Genomic DNA, 16,774 nt, shown 5'->3' with positions numbered 1-16,774 from the left:
AAATATTTAGTAGTCCAGTTATGTTGCCATTGAATACGCTAATCCATGTAAACAAAGATTCAAAAGTGCCTATTTATCAGCAGATTATTGAGCGATTTATTAGCTTGATTCAAGTAGGTACGCTGAAAAAGGGACAAAAAATCATGAGTTCACGCAAGCTAAGTGAACTTTTGGGTTTGCACCGAAAAACCATCACGATTGCTTATGAAGAGCTGATTTTGCAAGGTTGGTTAGAAACTAAACAGAGTAGTGGCACATTTGTGGCGAATAATTTACCCGAAATAGTGAGCGAAAAACTTATCGAAATGCCCATCAGCCTACCTAAAAAAGCTGGGTTTAATTTTGAACAAAAGCCAGTTTTACGTAGAGAAGTAGTAAAAGCTTTCGATAAACTACATTTAGATGATGGTTTTCCTGACCCACGCTTAGCTCCGTTACTTGATTTAGCAAGAGCGTATCGAGGGAATTTAATTCATGGGAATTCCTATGTAAAGTTAGGGTATGGCGATACCAAAGGTTCGTATTGGCTCAGACAAGAATTGGCTACTTATTTGAATGAAAGTAGGGGATTGAAAATTACCGCCGAAAACGTGTTGATTGTGCGAGGGACGATGATGGGCATGTATTTACTCACGACGGCTTTTGTGAAGATAGGCGATTTTGTAGTTTTAGGTGAAATGACTTGGGCCAGTGCCAAGATTAATTTTCAACATGCAGGAGCAAAAATCCTAAACATTCCGACCGATGAAAATGGAATTGTGGTTGATGCTTTAGAAGAGTTATGTGAAAAATACCCAATAAGATTGATATATGTCACATCACATCACGATTACCCAACAACCGTTACGCTGAAAGCTGACCGACGAATAAAGCTCTTGAAATTGGCCGAAAAGTATCGTTTTATCATTTTTGAAGATGATTATGATTACGATTTTCACTATCAAAGTAAGCCACTTTTGCCACTGGCTAGTGCCGATGAGGTAGGAGTGGTGCTATACTCTGGCTCTTTTACAAAAAGTATTTCGCCCGCATTTCGGGTTGGTTATTTGGTTGCTCCCGAAGAAGTGATTGAACATTTATCGTATCATCGGAGAATTATTGACCGACAGGGAGATACCATGCTTGAAAATGCCATTGCTGAATTGCTACACGAAGGAGTTATTCAGAAGTATCTTAGAAAATCACTGAGAGAATACCGAGAAAGACGAGACTTTTTCTGTGAATTATTGCAGCAAAAGCTCAGAAATGAAGTCAGTTTTCAGATTCCTGAAGGTGGGATGTCGGTTTGGACGAAATTTGATAAAAGTATTGATTTGGTAAAAACAGCCGAAAACGCCTTAAAAAATGGGCTTTATTTCTCGAATGGCGTACAACATAGTTTGTCAGACCGTAATCTCAATGCTACTCGATTGGGTTTTGCTTCTTCTAAGATTGAAGAGTTAGAGAAGTGTGTAGAGATATTAAAGAAAAGTATATGATTAAGGGTTAACAATTAATAAATAAGGAAGACTTCGCTTCAAGCGAAGTCTTCCTTTGAATTATATTTTTGTTCTGTAATAAAAGTCACGAGAGTAAATTGTAATATATTTTACCTTTGAAACATCTAATTAAGTTGATACTGATTACTTAAAAAACGAATATGAAAAATGAAGAAAGAGTCAATAAAGATTTGATTTTGCGAGAAAACTTGGCTATTCAACGTACGATACTTGCGAATCAATCAACTATTTTAGCATTTTTGCGTACTTCCATGTATTTTCTAATTGCAGGATTATCAATTGATAATTTATTAAAGAGTAATATTGCCTATAAGTATATTTTTTTTAGCTTTTCAGGAATAATATTCATTTATGGCATAATAAATTACTTTATTCAAAGAAAAAAAATCAAACAAAGCAAAATTCATATAGGTAACTTTAAAGATGAATATCTTTTTTAATTCTTAATAAGGAAGACTTCGCTTCAAGCGAAGCCTTCCTTTGAAACTATCCCAAAAACCATTACTTCTTTTTCTCCAAATGGGATAATTGATTCATATACCATTCCCAGCTTTTTAATTAGTCCTATTGACTTTTCATTATCTGGGTTGACAATGGCAATGATTTTACCTAATTTTAAAGTATTAAGAGCATAGTCAAGTGTGGCAGAGGCAATTTCATAACCTAATCCTTTACTTATTAGGTGGGGTAAAAATGCAAAACCGATGTCAATATCTGGTAAATTATCTCTTTTGATGAGCCCACACATGCCGATAGTATTTCCAGTAGCTTTTTCAATGACAGCGTAGAACCCAAAGCCAAACTCGACATAACTTTTCATGCTACCATTTCGCAAATAATTCTCGGCATCTACAATATTATGAACACCTCTATCGCCAATAAACTGTAACCAAGTGGGAGTATTAAGCAATTCAAGAATAAATGGAGCATCATCAAGTGTAAACTGACGGAGAATTAAGCGTTGAGTTTCGAGGATTTTTGTCATAAATTTTACTGCTTCGCTGCAAAAAATCGTAGTTCGGCTCGGCGATTACGTTGGCGATTGGTTTCAGAATCATTGTCGGCAAAAGGTGAGTTAGAACCATTTGCTTTGAGTGTAATACGATTACTTTTTATGCCCTTGTTGAAGAGAAAATTTGAAATCACTTTTGCTCTAAATTCTGAGAGATATTGATTTTGACGAATGTCTCCAATATTATCTGTGTATCCAGTAATTTCAATATTCACTTCTGGAAATTCAAGCATTTGTTTACCAATATTCTCTAATAATACTTTTGATTCGGGTTTTAGTGCGTAGCTTCCTTGTTCAAAAAATAGGGTTTGATTCTCTAATTGTACGGCTCTGTTTTCTGGCTGATAGGCTTGTTTTTCAGCATGTACAACCTTTTCACTTACATTTGAGGCATTGATTTTATGCTCAAGAATTATAATATTTTGATTGAACCCTTCCGCAGCTATGAGTTCTTTAACTATCGCTTCATTTCCTTTGGTATTTGCTTTAATCACATATTTATGGTCGGTTTCGAGGAGTCCAAAATAAATACCTTCATTATTGACAAGTTTAATGCTTTTGGGGTTTAAATTACCCATTTCTGTTACTTGTACACTATGTAATTCAGGCTCATTTTTAATGATTAAATTGAAAAATGAAATTTTCTTGATAAGTCTAGCTGTATTTGTATGAACCGTTGCATCGAGTGAGTTAATGTCAATGTATTCTGAAAATTTTTGATAACCGTCAGTAGTTACTTCAAGTAAGATTTTTTCTTTTTTTGTGAAGTCATGCTCAAAAATAGGTTCTTCTATACTTGTACGAGTACTAATTACCTCATTCTGATTAGTGCTTAATAATCTAAATCGTGCACCTAAAACACTCCCATTAATGGCATCGACAGCTTGAAATATTTGTTTGCTATGCAATTCTTTAATCTTATTCTCTTGTATGCGAGTGGCAAATTCAACGTTTAATTGATTATTTTTTAGTTTACTGTTGGCCACCATTGGAATTTCAACAATAATGGTTTGTGAAATCGAATATTCGATATTCATCACCACATTCGAAACGATGTAGCCATCGGCCTTAGCTTGTAGAATAAAGTTTTTGGTCAAAGTTTTTAGCTCAAAACTGCCATCTTCCTTACTTGTAGCCTCTACACTTTTTAGACTAATATCATTATAAATTACTTTCAATTGTGCTGTTAACGGTATATTACTCTTTTGGTCTCTTACGAAGCCTTTGATATTGAGGCGGGCTTGTTCTTGGGAGAAAGCCAACTTTACCATTATCATGAAAAAGAATAAAATCAAAGTACGAATTTTCATTATGAGAGATATAAGTATTTTGCTTTTTAGGTAAAGGGTTCCTTTTTATTTTTTCAGTAAAGCTCCAAATATAGCACCTAAACTTTGTAATGTATCTGTCACGATGGATTCGCTCTCTATTGGAATTTTTAGGAATAATTTTCCTGTTTCGTCCTTTTGAATGAGGTGTTCGATTAATTCTCGACTATCGTTTGGATTTTTGAGTGTTTGAGCTAGTTGCGTAAAAAACTGAACCCCATTCTTGATAAGTTCTTCATTCGGGTTGGCACTTTCACTCACCGATAAATCAACCATTGTTTCTTCGCTTACATCATCGTCACCAAAAAATGTGGTAGCACTTTCGGGTAAGCTAACCAGTGAGCTTTCAGCATGATTGACCGAATCTTGTTCTTCAGCTTCGTGTTCTTCGGAAGAATCAATGATAGTATTCTCGTTTTGCGGAGCATCGGTTAAACTTTCAACCGAGTTCATGAATTGCTTGAACTTATCTTCGCCTAAGAAGATGGTGTCTTCGCCGCCGTCTAGAACTCCTTCGGCCATCGCCCCTTTGAATTTCAAGACATCAAGCATTTTGTGTTCAATCGTCCCAGTTGAAATGAGATTAATGATTGAAACATTTCGTTCTTGACCAAGCCTGTAAATACGAGCAATTCGTTGTTCTAAAATGGCAGGATTCCACGGAATATCAAGATTGATAAGTAAAGATGCCGCTTGCAGGTTTAGGCCAACTCCACCAGCATCAGTCGATAGAAAAACTCTGCTTGCGGGGTCGTTTTGGAAATTGTCGAGTAAATCTTTACGTTTCGTACTTTCAATTCCTCCGTGAAGGTTTTCAAATTTGATTTCCCTATCAGTAAGCTCCTGTGCAACCAATCGGGTCATTCTTTCCCATTGACTAAAAATAACTACTTTTTCTTCGGAGTTTTCGAGAAACTCTTCCAAAATATTCATTACTTCCTCAATTTTTGTATCGTGACGAGTTTTTTGGTCAAGTATAAAAGTACTATCACAAACCATTCTCATCTGACTTAATGAGAGAATCAATCGACGGCGATCGGTTTCATTTAAAAATCCATATCTTCGCCATTTATTCACTAATTTTGCTACATTATCGCCCAATTCGTTATGAATATTCATTTGTTCTTGTGTCATTGGCACAAACAAATTTTTATCCATTCGTTTCGGTAATTGCGAGAGTACCTCTTTTTTGGTGCGACGAATCAGAATATCTGATAATAATTTCGAGATTTCGTGAAGGTTTTTGTAGCCAACAACCTTACCCGATTCATCTGAAATTTGGTGTTGGTCTAAAAATCTATAAACAGGCCCTAAGCGATAAACATCAATGAGTTGAGTGATTGAATAAAGCTCTTCGAGCTTATTTTCGAGAGGTGTTCCTGTCAGAATTAAAGCATAAGGGGTATTGAGTTTTTTGATTTGTTGCGAAACCTTTGTTTTCCAGTTTTTGATACGTTGGGCTTCGTCGAGAATCACCATGTCGGCCTCCATTTTATTTAGCAAATCAAGGTCTTGAGTAGTTGTATGATAACTCACAATTACGTAAAAGGCATCAACATATTGGTACTGTGCGGCACGTTTGATGAGTGTCCCTTCGATGACATGTACGGTGCTTTCCGTAAATCGCTCAATTTCAGATTTCCATTGATATTTTAATGAAGTCGGGCAGACAATCAACACTCGATTAATGCCTAATTCTTTCTTGTATAACTCTGCTGTGGTAATTGCTTGCAAGGTTTTGCCTAGACCCATTTCATCGGCAATAAGACTTCGGCCCGCAGTAGCTGCAAAAAATACGCCTTTCTTTTGGTAGGGAAAGAGTTCGATTTTAACTAAACTTTCAAAACTTAAGTCTTCATACCCTTCGGGAATTAGTTTTGTGAAAAATTCTTTTCGGCGAATTTTATCTCTTTCGGCAATTACAAAATCGAGGGCATCGGCGTAGCATCTAAAACGCTTGTTTATTTTCTTGGCTTCTTCAAGGAAGATTTCAAAAATAGGAAAGGAGGCGGGTTTTAGGTTATTATTTTCGTCGAAATATTGCTGGGCAAGCTTTGTATAATCACTTTTATTTTCTTCTCCAATTCGAATCTTTATTTGTCGGCCGTTTCGATAATCTAAATAAACAGAGCTATATGTAGGCTCAAAACTTCCTTCTTTGAATGCTTTTTTTGCACCGTGAATTCCACTTAAATGATGTAAAGTAGCACTAATATGTTTACAAACCCCTAAGCGATTGGTTTTAAAATCAAGACATTCACAGAAATTCTTGGAGTCATCGGTGCTTCTGATGGCAACTTTATAAGCATTGTTTGTAGCTTTATTAACTACCTGAAAATCAGAAAAAAACTTCTCCTGACCGATATTCGTAACTTCAAATTCGTTTTCCTGTCCAAATTGTTTTCTTAAAGCAATTTGCCATTGGTCGAGTGTTAGGTTATCGGGTTTTCGGTAATAGGGAATTTTCTTAGGCGATTCTACCTTTTTTTTACTGGCAGATTTGCTTTTTGAAAGTCTTTTAGTTGCCATTTTATGTTTTTGGGGAGTATCTAAAAACTGCCGTAAGTTACAATATTTTTATGATTTGAGAAATTTGTAGGAGGGTACTAATCCTTAAGATAAAGAAAATTTAATTTAGTAGGGATACCTCTTGGCCAATATTATTTTTAAAACAAGTGAGGCACATCTGCCAGATGTGCCCCACTTAAATCTATATATTAAACCAATAAGTTAGTTTCATTACTAATGCTCGACTTTTGCTGTTCAATGCCCCCAAATTATAGGGTTTTTCAAGCATTTCTGGGTCAGTTGCGAAATAATTATCAGTATAAACAATGAAGAAATCACTGGCGGGTTTGAATCGCCACTGAAAACGAGAATTGATGTTTACATTGTTCGCCTGATTATTATATTGCACGAAAGTTGTCCAAAAAACATTTTTATTGAATGTAATTTCAGCCCGTGGACTCACCAACCATAAAACCGCAGAACTGTATGGTTTAGGTAATTTGATTCGATTATGCGTAATATCAACTGAAAGCAAGGCGTATGGTATAAAACGATAATTTACTGTACTACCGAGCGATAGAAAGTGTCCATTGTAATATTCGCCCGCCCTACCATTTATGTTGAAGAAAAATGGTTTATTCGTATTTGATTGAAAGCTAAAACGAGTTTGTTTGTAGTAAAATCCTTGATTTTGAGCGAGAGTTTTCCCTCCAGTATTGGTAGGGTCAAAATCGGTGAACAAATACGTGTACATAAATCGGTACGGGAAGAAGGTAAGGTTGGCATTATTGGTAAACTGAAGTACAAAAAATACTGGCGTAAAATCATAGTCAATAGTTTTAAAATCAGATTTTCGGGTGAAGTAGTCCCAATCTACACCTAATCCGAAGTTGTTTAATACACGATTTATTTTAGGGCTTCTTGGATAAAATGTATAGCCAAAATTTGATTCATTACGTAGAAAATTTTGACGAGGAACATATCCAACTGGAGCGAAGTAGTTTTCGCCTACATAAGTACTTCCTGAGCTAATAAACCAAGTAGGGGAGTCTTTCAAAATAATAATTCCCGCTGAATTTTGCCCTTTCAAACTAGTGGGAGTAAATGATTGATGATAGAAAAACTTATTTCTCCAATAACCATTTTTTGAGGCCATATTGTAATCTATGCCCACAATTCGATGAAATTTCAGTGAATCAACAGCCTGAGGGGTTTCTAATTTACCAATCGCATTTTCCTTATTAACAACCATCAATGATATATTCGACCTCGTAAACATTTTTCGTTGAATCGCTCCAACTGTATAGTTTGCACCTGCTAGCCCAATTTTATCATCGAATTTAGTTCCTTTGGTTTGCATCGACATTAAGCCGATTCGCCAATTATCAGTGAGTTTACCACTGAGTCTTGCTCCGCCCAAAATTTTCACTTGTTGGCTATTACCAGTTAAAGGATTTTTAGTGATTCCGATTCTGCGAGAGAAAAAGGGAGTAATATTGTCTGTGCCGAAAGAGCCAAAAAGGTCATTGTTTTCCAAGAAAAATTGTCGTCTTTCTGGGAAAAGAATTTCAAAACGGCTCAAGTTAGTTACTTGTCTATCAACTTCAACCTGTGAAAAGTCTGGGTTGACAGTAATGTCTAAATTTAAAGAAGGTGTAACCGCAATTTTAGTATCAAAACCAATATTGGCTTTTTTTTCTAATGGACGTTCATTGATAAATTCCTGGCCAACTGAGGCAATACTATAAGGAATTATCGAAATGTTTGGGCCTGGTTTTGGGGGAGCATCATCCCAAATCAGAGTGCCCGAAAATGCCAAATCTGTACCTTTACCACTACGAGGAAGTTGAGCCCAAGATGAGCGTTCATTCAAAAAAAGATTATTTCGGAAGAAGTTTACATTCCAAGTATTTTGACCATTTTCAGCTAATTTGTAACGAAGTGTTTTAAATGGAATAGCACATTCTACTACCCAATGGTCATCGTAGTTTTTAACGGCTGTGTACCACTTATTATCCCAATCATTGGATACCACATTTCCGTTTGAAATGAGGGCTTCACGTTGTACACCATAAGGATTTACGGCAAAATGAAAACCATTTTGTTTATCCTTGAAAGTATCAATATTGAAGATAACTAAATCTGTTCCCCCGCCTGATGGAAAATCTCTTTTCAAAGATAAAACCGCATATTTTCGAGGCTGCTCAACTACAAAACTATAATAAAGAAATTCATCATCGAAAGCTACACGAGCAGAAGTTTGTTGAATAGCTGTTGAGGTATCATAAGGAAACTGCTGACGAAACGGAGGAGTCTTCTCGGCATTTTTCCATGTTTGTTCGTCTAAAATACCATCAATTTTTATTTTTTCAGTGGTTCGTTTGATATGAATTTTATACTTCTGCTCATTGATTGTCTGAGCAGATAATTCAAAACATAAAACAACAGTGGTAAGAAGTAAGTAGTAAAGTTTTATTTTCATTTAGTTTAGGTAATGTAAAATTCATTAAAAATAATTCATTTTTAATGAATTATGACTATTTTACGAAGAAAATACTTATAAAATAGACTAATAATAGAATTTTCGAGATTTATTGAATGATAGATTTATTAACAAGAATAATAGTTTTGGTTTTCGGTAAATACTTAGTTATTCCACAAACTTGTTTGAAAATTAGTTTAATTTGTAAATTAAAGTGTTTAAATGACACTTTATTGTAAAAATAAAGATTAAAAACTCATGAAAAGATTATCATCATACCTTGCATTTTTCTTGGTTTGTTTTCAGACCATCGCCCAAAAAACGACTAAAGTTGAAGTTGACGCCACTAAACCATTAGTAACGATTCAGCCAACCATGTATGGGATTTTCTTTGAGGATATCAACTTTGCCGCTGATGGAGGTTTGTATGCAGAACTCATTAAAAATCGTTCGTTTGAATTTGAATATCCTTGGATGGCTTGGAAGCACCTTCCAGAGGCCGAAACCCGTTTCAATACACAAAATGAATTGACTATTTATAATAATTCAAAGGGAAATCCTAACAACCCAAGAGTTGTACGAGTAGATAAACGTGATGAAAAAAAATCTCTCGGACTACAAAATGAAGGATTCGATGGAATTGGTATCAAAAAAGGCGAAAAGTATGATTTTTCTGCCTTAGCCCGCCTTAATAGAGGAAGTATTAGTCTTTTAGTAGAAATTTTGAATAGCAAAGACCAAGTTATTGGCAGTACAGTTTTGAATTTACTAGGCTCTAATTGGCAAAAAATTGAAGGAGTAATTACTGCTACTGATACCGACCCTAAGTGCAAAATAAATGTGTTTTTTAAAGGAGCAGGGCAGTTAGATATTGATATGATTTCACTCTTTCCACAAGATACTTGGAAAGGCCGTAAAGGTGGGCTCCGCAAAGATTTAGTGCAATTATTGGCCGATTTAAAGCCTGGGTTTGTTCGTTTTCCGGGGGGGTGTATTGTTGAAGGACGTACGCTTGCTGAGCGTTATCAATGGAAAAAAACGGTTGGGAAAATTGAAAATCGCCAACAAATTGTCAATCGTTGGAATATGGAATTTAAGCACCGACCAGCACCTGATTATTATCAAACTTTTGGTTTAGGCTTCTTTGAGTATTTTTTGATGTGTGAAGATATTGGTGCAACGCCATTACCTATTCTTTCATGTGGTTTGGCATGTCAGTTCAATTCTTCAGAAATGCAACCTTTGGAAGAACTCGACCCTTTTGTGCAAGATGCTCTCGACTTAATTGAATTTGCCAATGGAGGTACAGATACTAAATGGGGGGCTTTACGTGCTGAAATGGGCCATCCTGCACCGTTTAATTTACAAATGCTTGGGGTTGGCAATGAGCAGTGGGGTGAGGAATATTTTGAGCGATATGCTATCATTTCGAAGGCAATTCATGCGAAATACCCAAATATTAAGATTATTTCTGGTACAGGTCCCGCTTCAGATGGTGAATTATTCGAGCAAGCAGAAAAAGAATTACCAAAATTAAATGCTCAGATTGTAGATGAGCACTATTACAAAGAACCACAATGGTTTAGAGATAATGCTACGCGTTATGATAATTATGACCGTAATCGCTATAAAATTTTTGCGGGCGAATATGCTGCTCAAAGTAGTGCGGTGGCCTCACCTGAAAATAAAAATAATTGGGAATGTGCTTTATCTGAAGCAGCGTATTTGACAGGCTTGGAGCGAAATGCGGATGTAGTTTACATGACGTCTTATGCACCACTTTTTGCTCATGTAAATAGGTGGCAATGGACTCCCGATCTAATTTGGTTCGATAATCTCACCTCTTTTGGTACGGCCAATTATTTTGTACAAAAGTTATACGCGAATAATGCGGGTACGAAAACAATTGGCATAAAATCGAATGGACAAAATCTTACGGGCAAAGATGGACTTTATGGAGCAGCATCGGTTGATGAAAAAAGTAATGAAGTTATTATTAAATTAGTCAATACTTCTGCCGATGCTCAACGTATTGATTTGAATATAAGTGGTTTAGGTGTGAAAACAAATGGTAAAGTTATTTCTATGGTAGAAAAAGACCTTAAAAATTATAATACTATTACCGAGCCGAGTAAAATTGTTCCAACTGAATCCGTAATTTCTATCGAAAAAGGTAAAACAATGCTTACTTTAGAGCCTTATTCATTCAAGGTTTATAGAATTAAAAAATGATAGTTAGATAATTTATCATTGAAGTTACTTGATAAAAATAATGGAAGATTCGATTAAAAAGAAAATTGTTTCTGCAAGAAAACGCATCGCCTTAGTGGCTCACGATAACAAAAAAGATGACTTGATTGATTGGGCAGTTTACAATAAAGCTGTCCTTTCTAAACATCAACTTTTTGCCACAGGTACAACTGGAAGATTGCTTGAAGAAGCACTTGATGTTTCAGTTGTCAGGCTTTTGAGTGGCCCGCTCGGTGGTGACCAACAAATAGGGGCATTAATTGCTGAAGGAAAGATAGATATTTTGTTTTTCTTCTGGGACCCCATGGAGGCACAACCACATGACCCAGATATTAAAGCTCTTTTACGTTTGGGTGTTGTTTGGAATATCCCTATGGCTTGCGACCGTGCTACTGCCGATTATCTTTTGACCTCTTCGCTCATGCACACAGAATATGAAACGGTGGTACCTGATTATAGAAATTATCTTAAAAGACGCATATAAAGCAGTATTTGAAATTTCTATGCATTTGAATTTGGTACTATTTTGTCGAAAAATGGTAAATTGATAATTAAAATATGATTATTTAAAGATTTTATTGATATATTCACGACTCTTAATTAACCCTAATAAATTTTTTTAAATGACACTCGGACTCGAAACGCTCGATTACATCATCTTTTTGGTCTATTTCATAATCGTTTCCTCTTACGGTTACTGGATTTATAAAAACAAAGGCAAACAATCGGCCGATAGTAAGGACTTCTTTTTAGCCGAGGGCTCCCTCACTTGGTGGGCCATTGGAGCTTCAATTATCGCATCAAATATTTCGGCTGAACAATTCATTGGCATGAGTGGACAAGCTTTTCAATTAGGTATTGCCATTTCAGTTTATGAATTATTAGGTGGTGTTTCTCTTTTGATTGTGGCGGTATATTTTCTACCTATGTATCTCAACAATAAGATTTTTACAATGCCTCAATTTTTGGCCAAACGCTATGATAGTCGCTTAGCTACAATCATGGCTGTTTTCTGGTTATTTCTCTATATATTCGTTAATCTTACTTCAATTATTTACCTCGGAGGTTTGAGTTTAGAGAAAATGACAGGTTTTAGCTTCATGACTTGTGCCATTTTCCTAACAGTTTTTGCTGTAATCATTACACTTGGAGGCATGAAAGTAATTGGTTATACCGATGTGATTCAAGTTGTTTGTTTGATTTTTGGAGGATTGGCTACTACTTATCTAGCTCTCGATTTGCTTTCTAATAAAGTAGGAACAGGAGCAGGTGTGTTTGAAGGTGTAAACCTAATTGCTCAAAAAGCTGATAGTCATTTACACATGATTTTCAAGGAAAACCAATATCAGGTTCATGATGGGAAAGGTGGTTTTATTGATGCGTATCGCCAGTTGCCGGGTATTATGATGTTTATTATTGGTGGACAATGGGTAAATAACCTTAACTATTTTGGCTGTAATCAGTACATGACTCAGCGTGCTTTGGGAGCAGATATTTCAACGGCTCGTAATGGGGTATTGTTTGCGGCTTTTATGAAGATGTTAATGCCAATTATTGTTGTACTTCCAGGTTTAGCTGCTTTTGTGATTTTCCAAGAAAATGCCGATGCTTCAATTGTAAATGGAATCACGCAAAATGGCATTGTAAAACCCGATAATGCATATCCAGTTTTATTGAATTTATTGCCAGTAGGCTTGAAAGGATTGGCATTTGCAGCCTTAACCGCGGCTATTGTGGCATCGTTGGCTGGTAAAGCAAATAGTATTTCTACCATTTATGTATTGGATATTCACAAGAAGTTTTTTAATCAAAATCTTACCGAAAAACAAACAGTTTGGACGGGTCGAGTGGCAATTGTTATTGCATTTATCATCGCTTTAATTGTGAGTCCACTATTGGCAAATTTCGGACAAGCGTTTGAGTATATTCAGGTATATACAGGTTATATTTCACCGGGTATTTTGAGTATTTTCTTATTAGGATTTTTCTGGAAAAAGGCTACTGCTAACGGAGCACTTACCGCAGCTGTATTAAGTATTGTATTATCAGCTATCATTGAAAGTTTATATCCAACATTTCCTTTCATGAACCGCATGGGTGTAGTATTTTGGATATGCTCATTAGTTCATATATCCATAAGTTTAATTGAAGGAAAAGGTAAAGACCAAGAAAATGCTTTTGAAGTAAATAAAGCATGGTTTAAGGTCGATAAATCTTTCGCCATTGGAGCGGTAGTAGTAGTTACTATCTTTACGTTGATTTACACGATTTTTTGGTAAGATTTTATAAGTATTAAAAATGGGTATCTCTAAATCTATTTATTAGAGATACCCATTTTTAATATTGTTCATAATTAAACAAATCCTCTTTTAACTGGTATTTTATCAATACTTTGGTGTAATGGCGATTTCGCCGATTTTTCTTTGCATCTGCTCGTTTATCATTGCGTTTATCTTGAACAATCCGTTCTAAATAGTTCAAATCATCAATTACTTTGATATCATTAATTGAGGTTCGCTTCGGCATAGTTTTACGATTGGGTAATATTTTCTGTAAAACTTTTCGAGGCTAAAAATGTTTTATTGACGTTTTTGAATTTCACTTTTTCTAATCATTTCAACCGTAAAATCTACTACGCTAGTATTGTTTTTGAGTAATTCATCTCTATTTCTATTTACTTCATAATCGGGTTGTAAAAAGAAGTTTTTATTGGCTTTATTCGGTAGTTTATGATTGATTTTAATAAGTGGTGTATGAACAATAAATTTAGTGTTGGGTAGTTTAAAGTCACTCCAGTCAACAGCAAAACTCCCCCAAGTAGCTCCCCCAACTTGTTGTCCGATGATTTTTTCAGGAATTCCCAAATCCTTGGCTAAGTTAAGTGTGAAAGTAGTTGCTGAATAACAACCGGGGTCGGTTATGAAATAGGTTTTTCCTTTAAAACTCAAGGATTTATTAGGTTTTTGCTTATCATTCTTCTTATTTACTCGATACATAAATTCGCCATCTCTTTTAGGAAATCCAAGCCAAGCTATTATTGGTGGACCCAGATAATAAGGCCTAAATATCGAAAAATAGGCTTTTTTCTTGAATGCGAGAGTATCAACCAGCGTGAAAGGCGTAGGAGATAGGTATTTCAAAAGCCTTGAGATGTTAGGGATATAGCCACCGCCATTAGCTCTAAAATCAATGATAAGGTGCTCTACTTTTAGTTGTTTAATGGTCTTGAAACGTTCGTTGAGTACTCTTTTAAACTTCTGTTGTCTAAAATCCAATGCGGTAGCTTTCATCATAAACTCAGTAATGTCAAGTTTTGCAATGTGGTTTGCACTATCCAAGAGTTTAAGAGAAAGGTTCGCTCTATTAAGGTTTTTATAACGTTTTTTGTCAATTTTTAATATTTCAGCATTGGTCATGCAGGCTACCTTTTTGCAAAAAACAGAATCAATATTCGGCAAACGATAGCAAATTTTTATGGAATCTACTTCTCCATAATACCTTTTAAAATAAGTAGGAAAGGCACCCGTAGTATAATATTCTTTAACCTGTTGATTATCGTTATCACTCGAAACTAAGGTTTTGAATTTTTCAATGAGCTGTTCGGTAGATATATCATTGAATGTTAGAACTTCACTACCCCTAATAATGGTCGAATCACGAGAGTAGTTTAAAGCAAGGTAAAATTTCTCACCTATTTTTCTTAGATAAAATGGTACGAACTTGGCATTTTTTTTCTTAAATCGGTTTTTATCGTACCGAAGGTTCGTATGTCCATCTTTCACTTTTGTCACTAAAACAGATAGTATTCTAAATGTTTCTAAATAATTGAGTGGTTTATCAATTGAATTATAAAGCGAATCAAACATTTCTTTATACGCTTCACGACCTGTATAGAAGTACATGCCGGGATGTATTTTCTCGAAACGTTTTTTCAAGAATGCCATGTCTTCCTTCACCTCTTCAGGGGTATATATCTCTTTAAATTTTTGAGCTTGAACTAAAATGGGAAATAATAATAAGACAATAAATTTTTGCATGAGAAATTTTGAATGAATTTTCCGGAAGTCATTAAAGTCAATTTAGTTTAAACTAGGAAGTTTACCTGACCTTTACCTTACTTTTTATTAAATTTAGGGTATATTTCAAGACCGTATCTTCATTGTTAAGAAAATCCTCTACATTAGAATTTACTTCAAAATCGGGCTTGAGAATGGGTTTACTATATTTATTCAAATCAATATTGTATAAAACTCGCCCTAAAGGCAATGAAACTTCAAGCTCAGTATTTGGTAATTTTATTGATGAAAATTGTGCTGCCGAACAGCCATCATAAGCTCCACCACAAGCCATACCAACAAAGGTGCCCATGCCCATGTTATGTAATTTCGAAACCAACAAAGCTGCTGCTGAAAAAGTGCCACTATTTATTAATACGTATAAATTTTTGTTATACCTAAATTCGTCATGAGGTCGTTGTTTTTGTTGATATTTACTTTCCAAATAACCCTCTGAATTTTTCAATGTAAACTCACGATTGATGCGTGCTGCTGCTTCTTTCGCCAAATAGGCATCGTATTTCTTGTAATCTTGCTTGAGACGCTGCAAGCCTTCTTCTTTAAAACCAACTTTATAGGCATCGAATGGTTGATTAGCAAAATATCTCAAGAAGAAAACTGAGTATTCGATGATACCTCCAGAGTTTCCACGCAAATCAAGAATTAAGTTTTCGATTTTATTTTCTTCTAATTTTCTGAAGATTTTTCGTGTTTCTCCTTCAAAATTCATATTCCGACCATAATCTTTCGCACCATACATAAACGACCTAATATCAACCATAGCTACTTTTTGGGTTGAATCAATTAAACGGTAGGATACAATACCAGTTGTATCTTCATCTACATCGGGATAGCGTGTTTCGAGCATTTTTTCCATGTAATCAATACTTTGCCCTTCAATCTTCGCGGTTTTAGGTTTGTTTTGCCCTTGCTTTAAATAACTGATGAGGAAGTTTTCTTTTTCACCTTTCCATAAATAATACAATTTTCGAAACTCCCTTATGGTGTAATATTTTCTAGCTTCGGGGTTGATGCCATCGCCATTGTAATAAGAAATTTTTTCTAATTGTGATAGAACTGTGCTGATGGGTTGCCCATCAATTTCAATAATTTCAGTGCCGCGAGTAATCTTTTTGTCGGCTGAGTAATTTCTCGAAACCAATAGCTTATTATTGATAAGTCTTACACTAAACGGGAAGAACTTTGGTTGTTGGCTATAAGCATTGGCTTTTGATAATAATCTTCGGTCTGGAGCCATGTGCGTGTGGCCACAGCCAATTGCTTGTACGAGTGGTAGAAATAAAAAATACGCCTCACGAAGTGAATATTTACCCGATATTTTTTGCGTAAGCGAATCGTATAAAAATGCAAATCGCTCCTTTGAAATGTATTTATATGGGTCTGGGTGATATTGCTCAAGTTCGTTTTTAAGTTTTGTCAGGTCTTCCTTTATTTCAGAGGCGGAATAGGTCTGTGCAACGCTATGCATTTGACTGATAACGAGCAGAATACCTAATGTATATCGTAGGAATAACTTCATCTTAGCTTTTTTCATCTATTCAAATCTACGTTTAAATAAGCATTTTTCTAAATAGAGTAACAAAATAAATTATGCTGTGTTTTAGAAAAATCATAACAAT

At 35.3% G+C, this 16,774-nt stretch carries 12 protein-coding genes; 5 read left to right on the top strand and 7 right to left on the bottom strand.

Translation table 11 applies throughout. The annotated features are described in order from the left end of the window. The first annotated feature begins 20 nt into the window (after window positions 1-20). Window positions 21-1,478 carry an aminotransferase-like domain-containing protein gene (locus tag EMTOL_RS02135; protein WP_015027617.1) on the top strand — a complete coding sequence of 486 codons (1,458 nt, stop codon included), beginning with the start codon at window positions 21-23 and terminating at the stop codon, window positions 1,476-1,478. A 161-nt stretch (window positions 1,479-1,639) separates the two neighbouring features. After that, window positions 1,640-1,939: a DUF202 domain-containing protein gene (locus EMTOL_RS02130; protein ID WP_015027616.1), complete on the top strand. Its 300-nt coding sequence runs from the start codon at window positions 1,640-1,642 to the stop codon at window positions 1,937-1,939. A gap of 23 nt (window positions 1,940-1,962) precedes the next feature. Here EMTOL_RS02130 and EMTOL_RS02125 read toward each other — a convergent pair whose 3' ends face one another. The 4 genes from EMTOL_RS02125 to EMTOL_RS02110 form a co-directional block, all read right to left on the bottom strand. Then, entirely contained in the window at window positions 1,963-2,484 is a 522-nt protein-coding gene (locus EMTOL_RS02125) for a GNAT family N-acetyltransferase (protein ID WP_015027615.1), read from the bottom strand. 5 nt (window positions 2,485-2,489) lie between these two features. Further along, window positions 2,490-3,821, bottom strand: coding sequence for an OmpA family protein (locus EMTOL_RS21580; RefSeq protein WP_015027614.1), 1,332 nt, complete (start codon window positions 3,819-3,821; stop codon window positions 2,490-2,492). A gap of 45 nt (window positions 3,822-3,866) precedes the next feature. Beyond that, the gene (locus EMTOL_RS02115) at window positions 3,867-6,368 is read right to left on the bottom strand and encodes a DEAD/DEAH box helicase (protein WP_015027613.1); all 2,502 of its coding nucleotides are present in this window, start codon (window positions 6,366-6,368) and stop codon (window positions 3,867-3,869) included. Between the two features lie 181 nt (window positions 6,369-6,549). Continuing rightward, window positions 6,550-8,829, bottom strand: a complete 2,280-nt coding sequence (locus tag EMTOL_RS02110) for a carbohydrate binding family 9 domain-containing protein (RefSeq protein WP_015027612.1) — start codon at window positions 8,827-8,829, stop codon at window positions 6,550-6,552. Between the two features lie 258 nt (window positions 8,830-9,087). Between EMTOL_RS02110 and EMTOL_RS02105 the strand changes: the two genes are divergently transcribed. From EMTOL_RS02105 to EMTOL_RS02095, 3 genes are all read left to right on the top strand, one after another. Next, window positions 9,088-11,061 (top strand): alpha-L-arabinofuranosidase family protein, encoded by a 1,974-nt coding sequence (locus EMTOL_RS02105; protein WP_015027611.1) that lies wholly within the window; start codon window positions 9,088-9,090, stop codon window positions 11,059-11,061. Between the two features lie 40 nt (window positions 11,062-11,101). Beyond that, window positions 11,102-11,563, top strand: coding sequence for a methylglyoxal synthase (locus EMTOL_RS02100; RefSeq protein ID WP_015027610.1), 462 nt, complete (start codon window positions 11,102-11,104; stop codon window positions 11,561-11,563). Between the two features lie 139 nt (window positions 11,564-11,702). Continuing rightward, a complete protein-coding gene (locus EMTOL_RS02095) occupies window positions 11,703-13,358 on the top strand; it encodes a sodium/sugar symporter (protein ID WP_015027609.1) in 1,656 nt (551 codons plus the stop codon). Between the two features lie 58 nt (window positions 13,359-13,416). On the opposite strand, the gene EMTOL_RS02090 is transcribed toward EMTOL_RS02095, so the two are convergent. The 3 genes from EMTOL_RS02090 to EMTOL_RS02080 all read right to left on the bottom strand — a co-directional run bounded on the left by EMTOL_RS02090 (window position 13,417) and on the right by EMTOL_RS02080 (window position 16,689). Beyond that, the gene (locus EMTOL_RS02090; RefSeq protein WP_015027608.1) at window positions 13,417-13,605 is read right to left on the bottom strand and encodes a hypothetical protein; all 189 of its coding nucleotides are present in this window, start codon (window positions 13,603-13,605) and stop codon (window positions 13,417-13,419) included. A gap of 53 nt (window positions 13,606-13,658) precedes the next feature. After that, on the bottom strand, window positions 13,659-15,116 hold the full coding sequence (locus EMTOL_RS02085) for a S41 family peptidase (RefSeq protein WP_015027607.1): 1,458 nt from the start codon (window positions 15,114-15,116) through the stop codon (window positions 13,659-13,661). A gap of 61 nt (window positions 15,117-15,177) precedes the next feature. Further along, entirely contained in the window at window positions 15,178-16,689 is a 1,512-nt protein-coding gene (locus EMTOL_RS02080; protein WP_015027606.1) for a S41 family peptidase, read from the bottom strand. Window positions 16,690-16,774: the final 85 nt, after the last annotated feature.

Origin of the sequence: Emticicia oligotrophica DSM 17448, assembly GCF_000263195.1 — a bacterium.
GTDB lineage: Bacteria > Bacteroidota > Bacteroidia > Cytophagales > Spirosomataceae > Emticicia > Emticicia oligotrophica.
The sequence above is the reverse complement of the archived record's forward strand: the minus strand, read 5'-3'. Positions and strand labels throughout refer to the sequence as shown.